Below are 19,067 nucleotides of genomic sequence, written 5' to 3' on the forward strand. Positions count from 1 at the left end.
TTGTTGGTCAAAGATACGTTTTTTGTCTTGTCGGACAGAGTCTTTTTGGATAAATTAGTGTAAAGTATAGCATTAATTAATGGATAAGGCTTATTTTTGCAGCATGTTAAAAGACAATATATATAGAAAAAAACGACTCATCCGTAGTCTGTTGGGAGTTGCTGCTCTGGTAGCTACCCTTTATTCTTGTGCCAGTATGGGACGTCCGGATGGGGGACCTTTTGATGAAACTCCACCCCGCTTCATCGGCAGTACGCCGGCAGCAGGAGCCGTAAATACTAAAAAGTCAAAGATTGTCCTTGATTTCGATGAGTTTATTAAACTTGAAAAGGCCAGTGAAAAGGTAGTGGTTTCGCCTCCCCAGTTGCAACAACCGGAGATTAAACCCGGAGGGAAGCGGATTACTGTAAACCTGCTCGACTCTTTGAAGCCCAATACCACCTATACAATCGATTTCTCGGATGCGATCGTCGATAACAACGAGGGCAATCCGCTCGGTAATTTTGCGTTTACATTCTCTACAGGGGCCTCTATCGATACAATGGAGGTATCGGGCACCTTGCTTGAAGCTTCTGATCTGGAACCCATTAAAGGTATGTTGGTGGGACTACATTCCAACCTGAATGACTCGGCTTTTACCAAACTTCCTTTTGATCGTGTAGCTCGTACCGATAGTCGTGGACACTTCACGATTCGTGGGATTGCACCGGGCAAATATCGTATTTTCGGTTTGATGGATGCCGATCAGAATTTCTTCTATAACCAAAAAGGTGAAGCGGTGGCTTTCAATGACTCGCTGATTATTCCCCGCTTCGAAGAGCGGATACGCCAGGATACTGCCTGGGTCGATTCACTGACCATCGATACGATTGTTGAGCAGAAATATACCTACTTCCTGCCCGATAATATTGTGCTTCGCTCATTTAAAAAGCCTTCTGTTTCACAATACCTGGTTAAGAGCGAACGCCTTACTCCGAATAAATTTTCTTTGTATTTTTCGGCTCCGGCAGATTCTTTGCCTGTGTTGAAAGGCTTGAATTTCGACGAGAAGGATGCTTTTGTGATAGAAAAGACATTTCGCAACGACACTATTCATTATTGGATACGCGACTCTTTGCTTTATCAGCAAGATACACTTACGTTGAGCCTGAACTATTTGTACACTGATACGTTAAATCAATTAGTTCCTCGTACGGATACGCTAAGGTTGGCCGCAAAGAAAGTGAAGAAAGAAGAGCCTAAAAAGAAAAAGAAGAAAGACGATGAGCCGGAACCGACTAAGTTCTTGTCGGTAAACACACACGCTCCTTCGTCTATGGACGTGTTCGATTATATCACCATGACTTTTGAAGAACCGGTAGCCCGCTTTGACAGTGCGGCTATTCATCTTCGCCAGAAAGTAGATACGATATGGACCGACGTTCCTTTTGAGTTCGAACATGATTCGCTCGATGTGCGCCGCTATAACCTCTATTATGATTGGGAACCCGGAGGCGAGTATGAATTTGCCGTCGATTCCACAGCTTTTCATGGCATTTACGGGCTGTTTACCGATAAGATAAAGCAAGCCTTCAAGGTTCGTCAGATCGAAGAATACGGTAATGTGTTCCTCAACATAACCGGAGCAGATTCTATCGCTTTTGTCGAACTGTTGGATAATCAGGATAAAGTTCTTCGCAGGCGTCCGGTGATTGACGGGAGAGCGGAGTTTTACTATCTGAATCCCGGCAAATACGGAGCCCGGTTGGTAAACGATACCAATGGTAACGGAGTGTGGGATGCCGGTGACTATGAGAAGGGCATACAGCCTGAAATGGTATACTATTATCCGCATATTATTGAATTTAAAGCAAACTGGGATGCTACTCAGGACTGGAATGTGACAGCTGTGCCTCTGGATAAGCAAAAGCCGGACGAACTTAAAAAACAGAAACCAGATGAAGACAAGAAGAAAAAGACCCGAGATAGTCAAAACGCAAACCGTAGCCGCCGCAATTAGGCGGAAAGAGTGGATATGTCTTATTATCGCCCTGCTTTTTGCTTTCCCATCATCGGGCAATGCCCAGTGTGAAGCAAAGAACGATGCGTTTAAGTCCGGTGAGCACGTCATGTACGAACTTTATTTCAACTGGAAATTCATTTGGAAGAAAGTGGGACTTGCCAGCCTTACTACTAACTCGACGACTTATCACTCCGAGCCGGCCTATCGGGTCAATTTATTGGCCATTAGCAGTAAAGAGGCCGACTTCTTCTTTAAGATGCGGGATACGCTGACAAGCGTCATGACTGAAAAGCTGGAACCCCGCTATTTTCGGAAGGGAGCCGAAGAAGGAAAACGTTATACCGTCGATGAAGCCCGTTTCTCGTTTCGGGAGGGCATGTGTTATGTCAATCAAAAACGGGTGCGTAAAGACGGGAGTATCACCGAGACAGAGCAAAGTGACAATCGTTGTATCTATGATATGCTTACTATTCTGGCGCAGGCCCGTTCGTTCGATCCAAAGGAATATACCATCGGTCAACGTATCCAGTTCCCGATGGCGACGGGGCGTAGAGTAGAAGAACAGACCCTGATTTACCGGGGAATTAAGAAGATTACTGCCGAGAACGATACTACCTATCGCTGCCTGATATTCTCACTCGTGGAATATAATAAAAAGGGAAAGGAGAAAGAGGTCATAACGTTCTATGTGACGGACGACCGGAATCACCTTCCGGTACGTCTGGATATGCACCTTAACTTTGGTTCGGCCAAGGCATTCCTGAAGAGTGTCAGTGGTTACCGACATCCTCAGACTTCTATTGTCACAAAGTGAACGGAACTTCGTCTTTTTTGCGGAATACGCTCGACTCGAAGGTAGCTATCAGTCTGCCTTCCTGATCGGTTACATCTATCTGATAATAACCTGTGCTACGTCCGGTATAGCGTTCGCGTGCTTCGGCATAGAGTGTGTCTCCGGGGCCGCTGGCGCGCAAGAAAGTGATATTGGAAGAGAGCGAAAAGGCCAATGTGCCATGTGAGTTAGCTGCTGCCGCAAGTGCCAGATCGGCTAAAGTAAAGATGGCGCCTCCCTGTGTCCGTTGTCCCGCATTCAGATGTTCGGGTTTTATTTCCAGTTTTGCTTTGCTGTATCCTTCTCGTATCTCGATCAGCTCTACACCCGCATTGGTGGCAAACAGGTCGTTTTTGAAAAATTCTTGTGCTGTCATTTTTATATCTGTTCTGAATTAGCCACAGAGGACGCGGAGCATACAAAGCTATTACTTTGTTCCCTCCGCATCCTCTGTGATGTTTTCTAAATACAACTTTCTGAAGCTTTTTATTTATTCAGTTTCCACTCAAATCCGTCCTTAGTATCTTTAATTTCGAATCCCAATGCAGTCAGTTCGTTACGGATCAAGTCACTGGTTGCCCAGTCTTTGTTGGCTTTTGCCTTCACACGTTGTTCCAGCAACATATCGACCACTTTTCCATAAGCGGCTTCACGTCCGTCCGACGAACCGATTTCTTCTTTCAGACCCAGGATATCGAAGCAGAATGTATGGAATACTTCTTTCAGGTCTTTCAGGTCATCGGCAGAAATGGTGTTGTTGCCGGCAATGATATTATTGATCATCTTGGCTCCGTCAAAGAGATGTGAAATCACAATCGGAGTATTCAGGTCATCGTTCATTGCTTCAAAACACTTCGTGCGCAAGCTTTTTACATCGACGTTCGAAGTAGCTGCGGGAGTGATTTTTTCCAGACTGTCTACTGCTTCCATCAGTCGGCTCAGTCCCTTTTCTGCTGCTTGCAAGGCTTCGTTGCTGAAATCCACCGGACTGCGGTAGTGTGCCTGCAAGATAAAGAAACGTATGGTCATCGGGCTGTAAGCCTGAGTCAGCAATTTGTGCGAGCCGCTGAAGAATTCATCCAGCGTGATGAAGTTTCCGAGACTCTTGCCCATCTTGGTGCCGTTGATGGTGATCATGTTGTTGTGCATCCAGTAGTGAACCATATCGTCACCCTGTGAAGCTACCGACTGTGCGATTTCACATTCGTGGTGCGGGAAGATAAGGTCCATGCCTCCTCCGTGAATGTCGAAGTGTTCGCCCAGATACTTACGTCCCATAGCTGTACACTCGGCATGCCAGCCGGGGAAACCGTCACCCCATGGTGAAGGCCAGCGCATGATATGTTCCGGTTGTGCCCGTTTCCAAAGAGCAAAGTCGGCAGGATTATGTTTTTCTTCCTGGCCGTCCAGCTCGCGGGTTGTATTCAGTACATCGTCCAGGTTACGTCCCGAGAGTTTGCCATAATGGTAGTCTTTATTGTATTTGGCTACATCGAAATATACCGAACCCTGGCTTTCGTATGCATAGCCGGCATCCAGAATCTTTTTTACCAATTCTATTTGTTCGATGATATGTCCCGAGGCATGTGGCTCAATGCTGGGGGGAAGTACGTTCAGTGCCTCCATGGCTTTATGATACCGGTTCAGGTAGTATTGCACTACTTCCATGGGTTCCAATTGTTCCAGACGGGCTTTCTTGGCAATCTTATCTTCGCCTTCATCTGCGTCATGTTCCAGGTGGCCTACGTCGGTAATGTTACGCACGTATCGCACTTTATAACCCAGCCGGGTGAGGTAACGGAAAAGTACGTCGAACGTGATGGACGGACGGGCATGTCCCAAATGGGCATCGCCATATACCGTCGGTCCGCAGACATACATACCCACATGCGGAGCGTGCAAAGGCACAAACAGCTCTTTTTTTCTATCTAAAGTGTTGTAAATCGTCAGTTGATGTTCCATAACGTTTGAGATTTATTCTGTTTTAAACCACAAAGTTAGAATAAATAATTTGAATTGGGACGTGTTCTGCCGGATTATTCTTTGTCAGCATATCTGTCTGGTGTAAGATCGGGCCACTCATACGAAAAACGCATTCCGATCTTCCATCTTCCACCCACTGTTTTTGATGGATAAGGTATTGATCTGTAATTGTATATAGCGTATTATCTATCTGTTTATGCCGTTTAAAGCATTTCCTTTTCCTTAGTATCTTTAGTGAAAATGGTCCGGACTTTATCTCGTCCCGCATGCCCGGGCCCATAAGCCCGCATACCTGTGCCCATGAGCCCGTATACCCGGGCCCACCGGCCCGGGTATACGGGCTGAGATAAGTTTAGTATGATGAATGATAATATACTTATATATAACGCGTTAATATCATGGAGAAATCAACTTGCTTTCTTATTAATTTCTGTGTTTAAGCTGTTGTCTCCCCCTTCTCGGGTGCTTTTGTAAAGAACTTGTTTACGACCGCAGCTACACCGTCCTCCTCGTTGCTAAGGGTAATGTAGTCGGCGGCTTTCTTTACCGGTTCCTGTGCATTGCCCATGGCTACACCCAATCCGGCAAATTGAATCATTGAAAGATCGTTGTAGCCGTCGCCTACAGCCACTATCTCTTCCCGGTTCATGTTCAGCTTGTTAAGTAAGACAGATAAAGATTGTGCCTTGTCTATTCCCTGTGGTACCAGTTCGAGGAAGAAGGGCTCCGAGCGGTAAACACTCAGTTGACCTTGCAGTTCTACCGAAAGTTCGGCTTCAATGGGAATCAGACGATGTGGCTCACCCACAATCAAGCACTTAGGAAGCGGCAGACGGATATCTTTCAGAAAATCCTTGGAAGGATATATCTGCATTTTATTGAGGAAAGCCTCTTTCCGGACATACACGTCATCGGGATATTCAGTGATGATATATTGCCGGTCGTAAGTCAGGATAGGGAGTTGGTTGCGTGTGGCGCATTCGTATAGCCGAGGTATCACTTCGTCCGGCAATACATTGGCATAAACGATCTCTCCGGTACTCCAGTCGATAATTTCTCCGCCGTTATAGGAGAGGATAAATCCGCCGAACTCCTTCATGCGCAGTTCGTCGGCCAAGGGTGCAATGCCGAAGGTAGGACGTCCCGATGCAAGTATCAGTTTCACACCCTGTTGCTGTACACGTATCAGTGCTTCTCGGTTGCGTGGAGTTATCTCTTTTTTAGCGTTGGTCAGTGTTCCGTCCAAGTCGAGTACGAGGAGTTTGTATTTCATCAGTCGCTTTTGTTTGGGTTTTGAGGGTGCAAAGGTAGTGGTTTTGGGTATATCACCCAAACAGGATGCGAGTAAATAAAGAATGAATGATACGTAGTCTGTTTGATGCGCTTTGATACGTTTATGCTATTGGGGAATTTATTGTCTTGAAATTTTTCTTTATTTTCTTTAAAATCAGAAATAAATACACGATATTTGTATAAATAGAGAATTAGATATGAGGCCGATAAAACTAATTTGGGGTATTGGAGGGACACTATTGGTAGCTTTATTAATAGGTTGTTATTTCTATCAGAGAAGTAATGAGATGATGCGTGTGGAATCAAAAAATCTATTCATACAGGCATTAAAAGGTGAAATGCTGCGAATGGAAAGGGAACTGGATCTATCATGTGTGTCTATGAATGTATCGGGTGCAACGGCTCTTTGGACCAGACTTTCTGTGAAAACTGAGTTTGGTACAAAAGATTATGTTGTAGATGTAAAAAAGGATTTGAAAAATATATCTTCTGATTTTAATGAGCGTTCTTTGCATTCTGTTGTTTGCATGGAGAAGCAGCTTTCTGCTGATACTTTGAATCGGATTTGGGCAGATAGTTTGAGAATGCGGCATATTGTCGCTAAAACCTCTGTACAGGTAGTTAGTGCCGATTCAAGTAAATGTATTCGTTCTGAAGGGAGTTGTGACAATAATTGTTTTGTATCGCCCATTTGGATTGCCTATGTCGGGAACGAGTGTGAGGTAGAGGTTGCCGGTTTTTTATCTTCTACTTGTTGGTCGGTGATTCGATACTCTTCTTCTTCATTTGTCCTTATTGTTGGAGTGACTTTTATACTTTTTGCTTTTTTCTACTATGTGTATAAGGTGAAAAAACATTTGTCTGATTCGGAGGTTGAAGAAGAGCTTCTAAAGGAAAGGCTGGAGAAGGAGAGAGAGCGGTATCAAGATTTAGAAGAGAAACGCAGGCAATATGAACAACAATTGAATTTGCTTCAACAAGAAGAAAAAATGCGGATAAGAGAACTGAGTGATCTACGGGAGAAGCATAAACAAAAAGAAGCTCAGATTGAAGTATTGTCAGTAGAGAAGAAACGTAGCAAAGAACAGCAAAGTATTCTTGAAAAGGAATGTCAAGAGGGTATGCTCCAAATAACGATGCTTTCCGATAAATTGGAAAAGGAAAAGATAGACCGGGGAGAGCTTCAACAAAAGTTGGCTGCATGCGAACTGCAAATAGCGGAACTGAGAAAAATAAAAGAAATGTTGGGTGAAGAATTAGTCATTTATAAACTCTGTTCAGGGTTGACTTTTGATCCTCGAAATCATATTTTGGATTGTGCCGGAAACCGGATAAAACTGGATGCTCAGGGTAGCCGGCTTTTACTCCTTTTTTTAGAGGCCTCTGAAAATAAACTATCATATGAAGAACTGCTTGAAATGATGTGGGCTGATCGTCGAAAGGATAAGAATCGTTTATGGACGGCTGTTTCTCGTTTGCGTAAAGCTTTAGCGCCTACTCGTGTTATCATAAAGGTGAAAAATGAAGGCGGGTATCAGTTAGTGCTGCCTAAGGAGAGTGATGACTTCTCGCAGAGAGAACTCTTTTGATGTAAGTTCTTGTAAGGAGGCATTTTATTGATTTTCAACTTGTAAGTTTTAGTAAGGAACGTTTTCTTAATAGATAGAAAAAATCGTCTATATTTGTTATGTGTTACTAAAACAACCGAGTATATGAAAAAGTTTTTAAAAGCAATTGGCTGCTTTGCCATTTTTGTATTGGCTGTATTCTCGTATTTCAGAGAGCAACCTTATAAGTTGGATTCTTTGTCGTTACAGAATGTTGAAGCATTGGCTGAAGGTGAGGAATATACACATATTTCTTGTATAGGTGTAGGCTCTTTGGATTGTCCTGTTAATCATAGTGGTGTGAAGTATATATTTAAAGGATATTAAATATTTAATTGGGTTGGGAAGGGGGTGGAACGATGCATGCTCTGGAAAAGTTTAGAATCGTCCACTCCCGGAAAAACCTTCAAAAGAAAGGAGGTTTATAGGTTACAAAGGTAATGAATTTAAGTAAGAATCAGTAGGTGCATCATTTACTTTTTCTGCGGGTGGATGATTCCCCGAAAAAGAGACACAAGAAACAACAAAATTATTAACCTCATAAAAATGTATAAAAATTATGGGTAAGAAAATCTTCGCGACCTTGATAGTCGCTGTAGTCGCAACTTTTGCAGGCTACAATATATATCAGTCACAGAGAGCGAAAAATACAATGTCGGAATTGGCGATGGCTAATGTGGAAGCATTGGCTGATATTAATGAAACAGATTCTTCTGGGCAAACATTATATTGTTGCGGTAATGAAGATACATGCGCTAAAGGAGAAGATGAGGATACTGGCGAAGAGTTTATCATTCATGGTGTACTATCTAGTAAAAAATGTAAATAAAATAGATGTAATATATGAAAAAATATATATATGCGTTCTTTTTTGCTTCTTTGATTATTGTCGCTTTGGGATTAAAGGCAAAGATAAAGAGTGATACTGAATTTTCGGAACTTACTTTAAGTAATATTGAGGCTTTAGGAATGGAAGAAACCGATGGGGCTAAAGACTATTGGTGTTGTGGAAATGAGGATGTTTGTGCAGAGGGACCTCACTATAAAATAAAAGGAAAACTTAAAGAGAATCCTTGTAAATGAGTGTAATAAGAAAGGGGTGATTTAAACTGCTTCATGTTAGGAATGTGTCATTGAGGCAGTTTTGACTTTTGAAAAAATACGTTTGATTTCAGTTGTATGAGCATATGTGTTATAAAGTAAAAGAAAAAAATGCTAACTTGATACAGTTTATTTTACCTCATTCTGGTTATGGTTAAGAAAATACTGGTTGATAAATATGATCTTTTTGTTTTATCCAGTCTTATTCATTATTTAATAAACTTATTATATATGTGTGAAATAAGATTTCTTTTATTTATATTATTTATGGGGTGCTTATGTGCTTGTGGGCGCGTTGACTTAAAATCTCCCAAGACCTTGTTCTCTAGCGTATCAGAGATATCAGAAGTTGAATGGAGTATAGAAGCTGATTCTTTAGCTAGAGTTGAAGGTATACAATGTAATGATTCTGTTTTATTGGTCTTTGATTTTTATTCAGGTAAGAGTTACTCTTTATTTGATATTTATTCAGGTAAGATGATATCTCGTTTAGGCTCGATTGGGCAGGGAAGGGATGAAATACCATTAGGCGTTTTTGGATATATTGAGAATAATAGATTTTATATTTACTATGATCAGACAGGTTATATTGGCAAATTTAATCTCGATTCTTGTTCTGTTATTCTTGACTGTCCACCTGTTTGTCTCGCTAAGTATAAAATACCCGGAGCTCAGATTTCTAAAATCGCAGTAGTGAATGATAGCCTTTTTTTAGGGGCAGGTACTTACAACGCAGAATATCAATATCTACTTTTTGATAATAAAAGTAATGTAATTGATTCTGCGGTGACTATATATAATTCGAATGAAGCGAATTTAAATATATATCATAAATTTTTGTCTAATCAGGGACGATTAAGGAAACGTCCAGGAAAATCTCAATTTGTATATTCAATAAACAATTCATCTAACATTGATTTTTTCGAAATTAAAAACAATAAGATTAATTTGATTAAATCTTTGCGATTTAATAATCCGGAATATACACCTACCCAAGATGGTGATTATAGCAGGGTTCTTTTTTCAGACAACAATGTTATTGGTTATATTGATATAGGTGTTACAGATAAATATGTATATACATTATATACAAATAAGAAAATATGTGATAATAATACTTATAATGATCTAAGTTCAACCACTGTATTGGTTTTTGATTGGAATGGAAATCCTGTGAAACAATATGAGTTATCAAAAGAGGCATATTATATTACTATAGATAAAACATTACAAAGAATGTACGCAGTGGTGAGAAAGCCAGATATGGGTTGGACTATTGTATGCTATGCTATAGATTAATTTTTATACTTATGTAATGATTGATTTTATTGATAATTCTTGTTGGATATATTGAGTATGCGTATTTTATATGTTTTGTTTTTTCTTTTGACTTTAAACTCATGTCAAAAAGTGAAAGAAAAAGAAGTTGTCAGGCTGATGAAAGAGTGGAATAGAAAAGAAGTTCTTTTTCCTGATGATTTGCTATTTACTGTATTGGAAAAAGATACATTAAAGGAGATTCCTAAGAGTGATTATACTATAATTACTTATGTTGATTCTATTGGTTGTACGAGTTGCAAATTGAAATTGCAGAACTGGCTTCTTCTTGAAAGAAAATTGAGAAGCATAACAAATAAAAGGGTCTCTTGTCTATTTGTTATACATCCCAAGAGTAAAAAAGAGGTTAACTATATTTTACAGGAGAATCATTTTGATTGTCCTGTCTGCATTGATGATTCTGATATATTCAATAAGTTGAATAAATTTCCTGCAAATATTATGTATCAGACATTTTTACTTGATGCGGGCAATAAAGTAGTGGCTATTGGAAATCCCATTCATAATGATAGAATAAAGAAATTATACTTGGATATTATTTCTGGAAATAAGATGACTTCTAAAAAGGGAAGTATGCAAACAGAAATAACTGTTTCTGAAACATTATTTGATTTTGGGAAAATTTCGTTTAAAGAATCACAAAAGTGTATTTTTACATTACAAAATACTGGTAAGGCTTTACTAGTTATTGATGATGTGAATACTTCTTGCGGTTGTACTTCTGTACAGTATTCTAAAGAACCTGTCAAACCTGGGGAGTCTTTAAGAATAACTGTGATCTATAAAGCGGATCATCCGGAACACTTTAGGAAAACTATTACAATATATTGTAATGTTCCTACTTCTCCTCTGCAATTGAAAATAACTGGAAATGCTGAATAATTTAATGTTTATATTTAGTACTTATGATCTCTGTTGACAGATTTTATATATGTATGTCCCCTCAGCTTGAATATATGTTGCTAAATATAGGTAGTTAACCTTGGATCATTGCATTGGAACCTATAAATGTTATGGTTCAAGGTTGATTTTTATTTAATATTTGTTATATGAGAAGTCTGTTTTTAATATTCTTTTTTTGCTATGTAACTGGGAAAGCCCAGGACAGAGCGTGTGTCGTGAGTGAAAAGGATAGCATTCCTCTTTCAAATGTATATATCTGTTTGAAAGATAGGAGAGTCATAGCTATCAGTGATGAAAAGGGGGTGTTCTCATTAGAGAAATATGATTCGTTGTCATTGAATGATACTTTATATTTTTCTCATATTAATTATTTGCACAAGAAATTGTCTTATGGTGATTTAATTAAAAATAGATGTACCGTTTTTTTGATAGAGAATAATCGGGTTTTGGAAGAAGTATCTATTTTTAGCAATAGGCATTTAAATCGCTTTTTGCATTATGAAATATTGTCTCCATTGAAAAGAGGAGTCTATTCGTTTGCTTCGGTCTTGGTAGATGGGCAGATTTATATTGTAGGAGGGAGTACATCGTGCGGCCCCTTTCAGAGTAATATACGTTCTACTTTATTTTGGGAAAAATATAGTAACATGATGTATAGATATGATATCAAGCAAGATAAGTGGGAGACGATCAGGCATAAGTTTAGAGAAAGGGCATATCATACGGCGGGTTATTATGATGGAAAAATTTTTATTTTAGGGGGAAAGAGATTATCTGAAACCAGAATTGTTGATTATCTGGATAATGCAATAGAAATATATGATATTAAGCGTGATACCGTCTGGACAGATTATACTAATCCGCATCAAGCGACTTTATTGGGATCCGTTGTGTATAAAGACAATATGATTGTTTTAGGCGATGTTAAAAAGGTTTTGCAAAATAATGAAGGAGTCTATTCGGATGAAATGCATTTATGGAATTTAAAATCCGGCTACTGGTATGAGTTGGGAAAAATGCCGATTAGGCAAGCTCCTGAAACAATTCTGGTTGATCATTGTATTTATTTAATCGGAAATCGTAACGGTGGCGGCTGGAGTATTGAATGTTATAACTTATTGACAGGGGCATGGGCCAATGCCGGACGTTTGTTATATCGGCTTGGCTGGCCTAGTTTGGCTTATCATAATGATATAATTTATATTTTTGAACAAGGTGTTGTACAGACGTTTAATATAAAAAGCAGGCAAGTTCGTTCGTATATGATAGATCTGAAATTGAAATCTCCAGCTTTGTATTACTTTGATGGGAAATTATATATTTTGGGCGGATTTTATATGGGAGATCCTTCGCGCAATGTATATAGTGTTGATCTGAAGGAATTTGATAAAACAGAAGTCGATTATTATTATAACAATGTAAGATGAAAAATATTTAATTGCAGCCCGGTTCTTATACCATTTCTTTATGATGGGAATACTTTTTCTATAAGATTATTTATTAGCAACTGATATATCACAAGGAATTGTATAAATATAGTCGTCAGTCAAAGCAGGATAGTAAGAAAATTAACTTCTTCTTTTGTTCTCAGCGGAATAAGAGATATGCCATCAGATATGTCATTTTGTTAGCTTCGTTTTGCTGATATATGCGGGATTGGAAGTACTTTATTATAGGATTGACCCTCTTTCTGTCCGCATGACATTCAGGATAGGAAAAAAGTCTTAACTTTGTGCCGTTCAGGTTGATCGGGACGAATAACATACAATAAAAAAGACTCTTTATGTACAGCATACTAATCATTGAAGACGAACAGCGGGTGGCCGATTTGCTTCGCGCCGGTTTGGAAGAGAACGGTTACAACTGTCTGGTAGCTTACGATGGAGCTATGGGACTGAGAATGTTCCGTGCAAATACGTTCGACCTTGTCATTTCGGACATTGTGCTCCCCAAGATGGACGGATTTGAATTGTGCAAAGAGATTCGGGCTGCTAACCCTGCCATTCCTATCCTGATGCTCACCGCATTGGGCAGTACGGACGACAAACTGGATGGGTTTGATGCCGGAGCGGATGATTACATGGTGAAACCCTTCGACTTCAGGGAGCTGTATGCCCGTATCCGAGTTCTTCTGAAACGAAAACTTGCAGTAGTGACTGATGTGGAGGAAGAGTTAAATTATGCAGACTTATCCGTAAACCTGTTGGACAAGAGCGTAAAGAGGGCGGGACGGGACATTAAGCTCTCTCCCAAAGAATACAACCTGCTGGTATATATGATCGAGAATGCAGAGAAAGTTGTCAGCCGGATGGATATAGCCGACAAAGTGTGGAACACGCACTTTGACACGGGTACGAACTTCATTGATGTCTATATCAACTATCTCCGTAAGAAAATAGACCGTGACTTCGATACTAAACTCATACACACAAAGACAGGCATGGGATTTATTCTCACCGATAAGTTATGAAAATAAGAAGTATCCTTACCATCAAATATGCAGGTATCACGGCCACTATCTTTCTCGTGTTTATGGCCACTATCTATTGTGTGAACGAACATCTGCGCAGTGATTCTTTTTATCGTAGCCTGCGAAGCGAAGCTATCACTAAAGCCCATCTGTTTCTTAACAATCAGGTTGATGTAGAAACCATGCAGTCGATATATCTCAATAATCGTCAGTTCATTGATGAGGTGGAAGTAGCTGTATACACTCCCGATTTCCGGATACTCTACCACGATGCGTTGCACAACGATATCATTAAGGAGACTCCCGGAATGATCGATGAGATTGTCCGGAAAAAGGAGATCGACTTCCGTACAGGAGACTATCAGGGGATAGGGATTTTATATGAGTTCGGGGGTAAAAATTATGTGGTGACAGCTGCCGCTTACGACCGTTACGGACATATTAATCAGGTCATAATGACGCGGCTGCTTCTCCTTTTATCTATCGGCGGACTGAGTGTGCTCGTCATTGTGGGTTATATGCTTGCCAAAAGTTCACTTGCCCCTATCCGTAGCATCGTACGTAAAGCCGAGGGTATCACCGTCACTCAAATCGACGAACGGTTGCCTGTCAAGAACGAGCATGATGAACTGGGAGAACTAGCCCTTGCCTTCAATGCACTGCTGGACAGGGTGGAAAAGACTTTCAATGATCAGCGGATGTTTGTGAGCAATGTATCACACGAACTTCGTACACCTATGGCGGCACTGTCGGCAGAACTTGACTTGGCGCTGCAAAAGGAACGTACTGTCACACAATATCAAAATTCAATACACAATGCGTTACAAGATTCCCAGCGTGTCATTGAACTGATAGATGGCTTGTTGAACCTTGCCAAAGCGGATTATTATCCCGAGCAAATCAAGAAAGAGGAAATCCGGCTGGATGAATTGCTGTTGGATGCCAATGAGCTTGTGCTCAAAGCCCATCCGGATTATCACATAGAACTGATTTTCGAGCAGGAGGCAGATGATGACCGTGTGTTGACTGTGATCGGGAATCCGTATCTGCTTACCACTGCTTTTGTGAACCTCATAGAGAATAACTGCAAGTATTCTGATAACCGGACGTCGTTTATCCAGATCTCATTCTGTGATCAGTGGACCATCGTAAGTTTATCCGACAACGGTGCCGGGATGTCCGAAACGGATAAGGAGAACTTGTTCAAGCTCTTCTACCGCGGAGAGAATAAAAACCAGGCTCAGGGACATGGTATCGGAATGACGCTTACAAAGAAGATACTCACCCTCCATAAGAGTGAGATCTCGGTGTATTCACACCAAGGAGAGGGCACTACCTTTGTGGTAAGGTTTCATCATTTATAATTCCGGTAAGATTGTAGAATCGATCTCTTCCGATCCGGCAAACTCTAATACTTTTCTAATACTGCTCTAATTTGTTTCTAACTACCTTCTCATAAGGTGGTTTGTACCTTTGTGGCGTTAAAAACGAACCGAGTGTCTACTTATTAAAGCGCAAAGATTATGATTTGGAGAAAGAAAGAAAAACAGAAAGCGCAGTATCAATTTAATTCCGAACGGGTATTCCTGGTTGCCACACAACCTGCTAAGACTGCATATTCTTATTTCCAGACTTCGAGTGTGGGACTGAGTGAAGAAGAGATCGGGCAACGACAATCCGCCTATGGTAAAAATGAAATCTCACGAGAGCAAAAGAAGAATCCACTCGTACTTTTCATCCGTACGTTCATCAATCCGTTTATCGGTGTGTTGACGGCGCTGGCTGTCATCTCTCTGGTCATCGATGTAGTAATGGCCCGTCCTGAAGACCGTGAGTGGACGGCTGTTCTGATTATTATCTCGATGGTAGTTTGCAGTGCCATTCTCCGCTTCTGGCAGGAGTGGAAAGCAAGTGAAGCTACTGACTCATTGATGAAGATGGTCAAAAATACCTGTTTCGTAAAGCGGTTTTCGGGAAGTGAGGAGGTTGATATTACGGAATTGGTACCGGGTGATGTTGTTTGCCTTGCTGCCGGTGACATGATTCCGGCAGACATCCGCATCATTGAATCGAAGGATCTGTTTGTCAGCCAGGCATCACTTACCGGTGAGTCCGATCCAGTAGAGAAATTTCCTGAAATAAACGGTAGGAGACACAGTCACGGAAGCGTCATCGAGCTTGACAATATCTGCTACATGGGTTCCACTGTTATCAGCGGATCTGCCAAAGGAATCGTTTTCGGGACGGGTAACGATACCTATCTCGGAACGATAGCCCGAAGTTTAGTGGGTGAACGTGCGACTACCGCTTTCGACAAGGGAATCAGTAAGGTCAGTTTCTTACTGATACGCTTTATGCTGGTGATGGTTCCATTCGTCTTCTTTGTCAACGGTTTCACAAAAGGCGATTGGTTCGAGGCATTCATATTTGCCTTATCGGTGGCTGTGGGATTGACTCCTGAGATGCTTCCGATGATAGTCACAGCAAACCTCTCGAAAGGTGCTGTATCAATGTCGAAGAAAAAAACGGTCGTGAAGAATCTCAATGCCATCCAGAATTTCGGGGCCATGAACATTCTTTGTACCGATAAGACCGGTACGCTGACCTGCGATAAAATCGTATTGGAGAAGTATATCAATGCGGACGGCAGCGATGATCATTCCCGAAGGATATTGCGCCACGCATTCCTTAACAGTTACTTTCAGACAGGTCTCAAGAACCTGATGGACAAAGCTATCCTTGCCCACGTACGCGAAGAAAATCTGGAACATCTGACGGAAGGTTACACGAAGATTGATGAGATACCGTTTGATTTCAGTCGACGTCGGATGTCGGTAGTTATTGAAGATCAGCAGGGAAAAAGGCAAATCATCACGAAGGGAGCTGTGGAGGAGATGCTGAATATTTGCTCTCATGCCGAGTTCAACGGTCAGGTATATGAATTGACCGATAAACTCAGAAGTAAGGCAAAGAGAATCAGTGATGATATGAATCGTAACGGGATGCGGGTACTTGCCATCGCACAAAAAAGCTTTATCAGCAAGGCACGGGACTTTGCCGTCACCGATGAGGACGAGATGGTACTTATTGGTTACCTGGCGTTTCTTGATCCCCCCAAGCCCTCTTCTGCCGAGGCTATCCGCCAATTGCGCGAATATGGTATCGAGGTTAAGATACTTTCCGGTGATAATGATGTAATCGTGAACGCCATTGCCCGGCAGATAGGCATTGATACGTGCCATTCGGTAACAGGGGTTGAGCTTGAAGGCAAGGACGGGGAAGAATTACGTGAAATAGTGGGACAAGCCACTCTCTTTTCCAGGCTGACGCCTTTGCAGAAGAGCGAGATAATCATGATTCTTCAGCAAAATGGCAACACGGTAGGATTTTTGGGTGACGGGGTGAATGATGCCGGAGCATTGAGGCAGTCGGACATTGGTATTTCCGTAGATTCTGCCGTGGACATTGCGAAGGAGAGTGCCGATATCATTCTTTTGGACAAAGATTTGAGTGTGCTCAAAGAGGGTGTCTTGGAAGGGCGTAAGACCTTTGGCAATATCACCAAATACATAAAGATGACCGCCAGTTCCAATTTCGGCAATATGTTCAGTGTGATGTTCGCCAGTGCATTTCTGCCGTTTCTGCCCATGTTGCCGATACATCTGCTCATTCAGAACCTTTTGTATGATATCTCGCAAACTACCATTCCGTTTGACCGGATGGATGCCGAGTTTCTGAAGCAACCCCAGAAGTGGGACGCATCCGATCTGAGTCGGTTTATGATTTACATCGGGCCGATAAGTTCCGTTTTCGATATTGCCACCTATTGTTTGATGTGGTACGTGTTTGCCTGTAATTCACCTGAGCACCAGACTCTCTTTCAGTCCGGTTGGTTTGTCGAGGGATTATTGTCACAGACATTGATCGTACATATGATCAGGACTCGTAAGATACCGTTTTTTCAGAGTCGTGCCACCTGGCCGGTGCTGGGGTTGACCTTCCTGATCATGGCAATGGGCATAGCTATTCCTTTCACATCGTTTGGCCTGTCGATAGGACTTGAACCGTTACCGTTGAGTTACTTCCCCTGGCTGGTGCTTATCTTGGTATCCTACTGTGTTCTTACACAATTTATGAAGAGCTGGTATATTCGAAGATTTTCGAAATGGTTATAAAGATGGGGAAGAAGTAGGCTGAATCGAACTCTATTTACTGACTGAATTACAAGAATGGGAAATTATGAACTATATTGCAATAGTCTGTTGGATGCTTTTCGGGAGCGTCCTCCGCCTTTGCGCCCAGACGTGTGGCGCCACCTATATTACCGAGTTCCAATATGATCTGAAGAAGAGGACGAACTGGTGCAACCTGTTAAGATTGGACGCATACGTGCCCATCGGTACGAAGGGAATCTTGGAGTTTGCTTCGATACACGTATATAAGACGCGTCCGGAACGGATCATTAATGACCTGCAAACCTTCTCGAATATTGAAGAGGATAATTTACCTTGTGCCATTGCTGTGCTGGGATATACCCGGCTTATCGGAAATATCACTTTGTTTGCCGGGATTCGCAATCTGAATGAAGATTATTTCACAACTCCTTGTATGTCACTGTTTACAAACAGTTCGTGCGGGATATTCCCTACTTTGTCCGCTAACTATCCGATAGCCAATTATCCTCTGGCTGCATTATGTCTCGATTATAAGATGACGCTGGGCCGGTTCGGTATTGAAAGTAGTCTGTACAACGGTAAAGGGTACAACGGATGGAGTAAAGGTAAACATCCGTTCACATTCAATCCTCGCAAGGACGGAGTATTCAGTATAACGGAAATTAATTATCAAACAGAATATGGAAAGTGTTTTGGCGGTTTCTCTCTACATACTAACGGTGATATGCCTGATGTGGCTGGAGAGTGGAAGACCCGGGAAAGGGAAAAGAAAGTCTCCCCGAAGATGACGTTTGCCTGGTGGGGGTATGCAGAACGAAAGTTATGGAGTAGAGTTCGTCAGGAGGTAAACCTGTTAGTACAATACACCCGTACTTCTTCTGTGTTCAGTGAATGCAGAGATTATATGGGAGCAGGTGTGACGTGGATTTATGTTCCGGGTGGTCAGAAGCGGCATGAGGCGGGCTTGTTCCTGTCTGCCGCTCAGTTCAAATCGTGTAATGAAGTTGCCGGAGAAGTGACATATCGTTATTCGTTTAATCGGGATACATATATACAGCCGGCAATACATCTGATAAAGAATGGAGGAGGGCTTCATGAAGTTTTTCTGATAAGGATGGGGTATATATTGAATGGTGGAAGAGTCAGATAGTTGATGCGGGGAAACGATGTAAATGGTATCGGAGGGAAAAGAGTGGACCGGGATTTTAGGTTCAGCGATTTTTAGGGCGGGAGAGGAGATATACTGTCAGATTTAGATTGGGTGATAAAAAGATTCTGAATGATAATTTTCTAAAAAAGAGAGAAATAGAAACTCTCTAAACAAAAAATGCATATATTTGTCTGATAAGTAACCATAAAAACA

General features: G+C 41.4%; 16 protein-coding genes. 13 read left to right on the forward strand and 3 right to left on the reverse strand.

Going from position 1 to position 19,067, the window contains the following annotated elements; genetic code table 11:
- Positions 1-79 precede the first annotated feature (79 nt).
- Together BSHG_RS16505 and BSHG_RS16500 are read left to right on the forward strand one after the other, a co-directional pair.
- Positions 80-1,999 carry an Ig-like domain-containing protein gene (locus BSHG_RS16505; RefSeq protein WP_005796864.1) on the forward strand — a complete coding sequence of 640 codons (1,920 nt, stop codon included), beginning with the start codon at positions 80-82 and terminating at the stop codon, positions 1,997-1,999.
- On the forward strand, positions 1,938-2,816 hold the full coding sequence (locus BSHG_RS16500) for a DUF3108 domain-containing protein (protein WP_005796861.1): 879 nt from the start codon (positions 1,938-1,940) through the stop codon (positions 2,814-2,816). The genes BSHG_RS16505 and BSHG_RS16500 overlap by 62 nt, the downstream gene beginning before the upstream one ends.
- Here the strand turns inward: BSHG_RS16500 and BSHG_RS16495 are convergent.
- The 3 genes from BSHG_RS16495 to BSHG_RS16485 all read right to left on the reverse strand — a co-directional run bounded on the left by BSHG_RS16495 (position 2,806) and on the right by BSHG_RS16485 (position 6,090).
- Entirely contained in the window at positions 2,806-3,210 is a 405-nt protein-coding gene (locus tag BSHG_RS16495; protein WP_005779558.1) for a PaaI family thioesterase, read from the reverse strand. The genes BSHG_RS16500 and BSHG_RS16495 overlap by 11 nt on opposite strands.
- A gap of 110 nt (positions 3,211-3,320) precedes the next feature.
- A complete protein-coding gene (cysS, locus tag BSHG_RS16490) occupies positions 3,321-4,796 on the reverse strand; it encodes a cysteine--tRNA ligase (protein ID WP_005783807.1) in 1,476 nt (491 codons plus the stop codon).
- A 457-nt stretch (positions 4,797-5,253) separates the two neighbouring features.
- Positions 5,254-6,090, reverse strand: coding sequence for a Cof-type HAD-IIB family hydrolase (locus BSHG_RS16485; RefSeq protein WP_008657959.1), 837 nt, complete (start codon positions 6,088-6,090; stop codon positions 5,254-5,256).
- A gap of 217 nt (positions 6,091-6,307) precedes the next feature.
- Between BSHG_RS16485 and BSHG_RS16480 the strand changes: the two genes are divergently transcribed.
- The 11 genes from BSHG_RS16480 to BSHG_RS16430 all read left to right on the forward strand — a co-directional run bounded on the left by BSHG_RS16480 (position 6,308) and on the right by BSHG_RS16430 (position 18,854).
- Positions 6,308-7,699 (forward strand): transcriptional regulator, encoded by a 1,392-nt coding sequence (locus BSHG_RS16480; RefSeq protein WP_008657960.1) that lies wholly within the window; start codon positions 6,308-6,310, stop codon positions 7,697-7,699.
- A gap of 123 nt (positions 7,700-7,822) precedes the next feature.
- Positions 7,823-8,044: an NVEALA domain-containing protein gene (locus BSHG_RS16475; protein ID WP_008657962.1), complete on the forward strand. Its 222-nt coding sequence runs from the start codon at positions 7,823-7,825 to the stop codon at positions 8,042-8,044.
- A gap of 232 nt (positions 8,045-8,276) precedes the next feature.
- A complete protein-coding gene (locus BSHG_RS16470) occupies positions 8,277-8,546 on the forward strand; it encodes an NVEALA domain-containing protein (RefSeq protein WP_008657963.1) in 270 nt (89 codons plus the stop codon).
- Between the two features lie 14 nt (positions 8,547-8,560).
- Positions 8,561-8,800 carry an NVEALA domain-containing protein gene (locus BSHG_RS16465; protein ID WP_008657965.1) on the forward strand — a complete coding sequence of 80 codons (240 nt, stop codon included), beginning with the start codon at positions 8,561-8,563 and terminating at the stop codon, positions 8,798-8,800.
- A gap of 168 nt (positions 8,801-8,968) precedes the next feature.
- The gene (locus BSHG_RS16460) at positions 8,969-10,117 is read left to right on the forward strand and encodes a BF3164 family lipoprotein (RefSeq protein WP_225481459.1); all 1,149 of its coding nucleotides are present in this window, start codon (positions 8,969-8,971) and stop codon (positions 10,115-10,117) included.
- Positions 10,118-10,228: 111 nt separating this feature from the next.
- On the forward strand, positions 10,229-11,038 hold the full coding sequence (locus tag BSHG_RS16455; protein WP_225481460.1) for a DUF1573 domain-containing protein: 810 nt from the start codon (positions 10,229-10,231) through the stop codon (positions 11,036-11,038).
- A gap of 167 nt (positions 11,039-11,205) precedes the next feature.
- Positions 11,206-12,486 carry a Kelch repeat-containing protein gene (locus BSHG_RS16450; RefSeq protein ID WP_008657968.1) on the forward strand — a complete coding sequence of 427 codons (1,281 nt, stop codon included), beginning with the start codon at positions 11,206-11,208 and terminating at the stop codon, positions 12,484-12,486.
- Between the two features lie 356 nt (positions 12,487-12,842).
- Positions 12,843-13,529, forward strand: coding sequence for a response regulator transcription factor (locus BSHG_RS16445; protein WP_005783816.1), 687 nt, complete (start codon positions 12,843-12,845; stop codon positions 13,527-13,529).
- On the forward strand, positions 13,526-14,893 hold the full coding sequence (locus BSHG_RS16440; RefSeq protein ID WP_008657969.1) for a sensor histidine kinase: 1,368 nt from the start codon (positions 13,526-13,528) through the stop codon (positions 14,891-14,893). Before BSHG_RS16445 ends, BSHG_RS16440 begins: the two co-directional genes overlap by 4 nt.
- Before the next feature lie 159 nt (positions 14,894-15,052).
- Positions 15,053-17,704, forward strand: a complete 2,652-nt coding sequence (gene mgtA, locus BSHG_RS16435; RefSeq protein ID WP_008657970.1) for a magnesium-translocating P-type ATPase — start codon at positions 15,053-15,055, stop codon at positions 17,702-17,704.
- Between the two features lie 64 nt (positions 17,705-17,768).
- On the forward strand, positions 17,769-18,854 hold the full coding sequence (locus BSHG_RS16430) for a hypothetical protein (protein ID WP_008657971.1): 1,086 nt from the start codon (positions 17,769-17,771) through the stop codon (positions 18,852-18,854).
- Positions 18,855-19,067: the final 213 nt, after the last annotated feature.

It is taken from the genome of Bacteroides sp. 3_2_5 (assembly GCF_000159855.2).
Lineage (GTDB): Bacteria > Bacteroidota > Bacteroidia > Bacteroidales > Bacteroidaceae > Bacteroides > Bacteroides fragilis.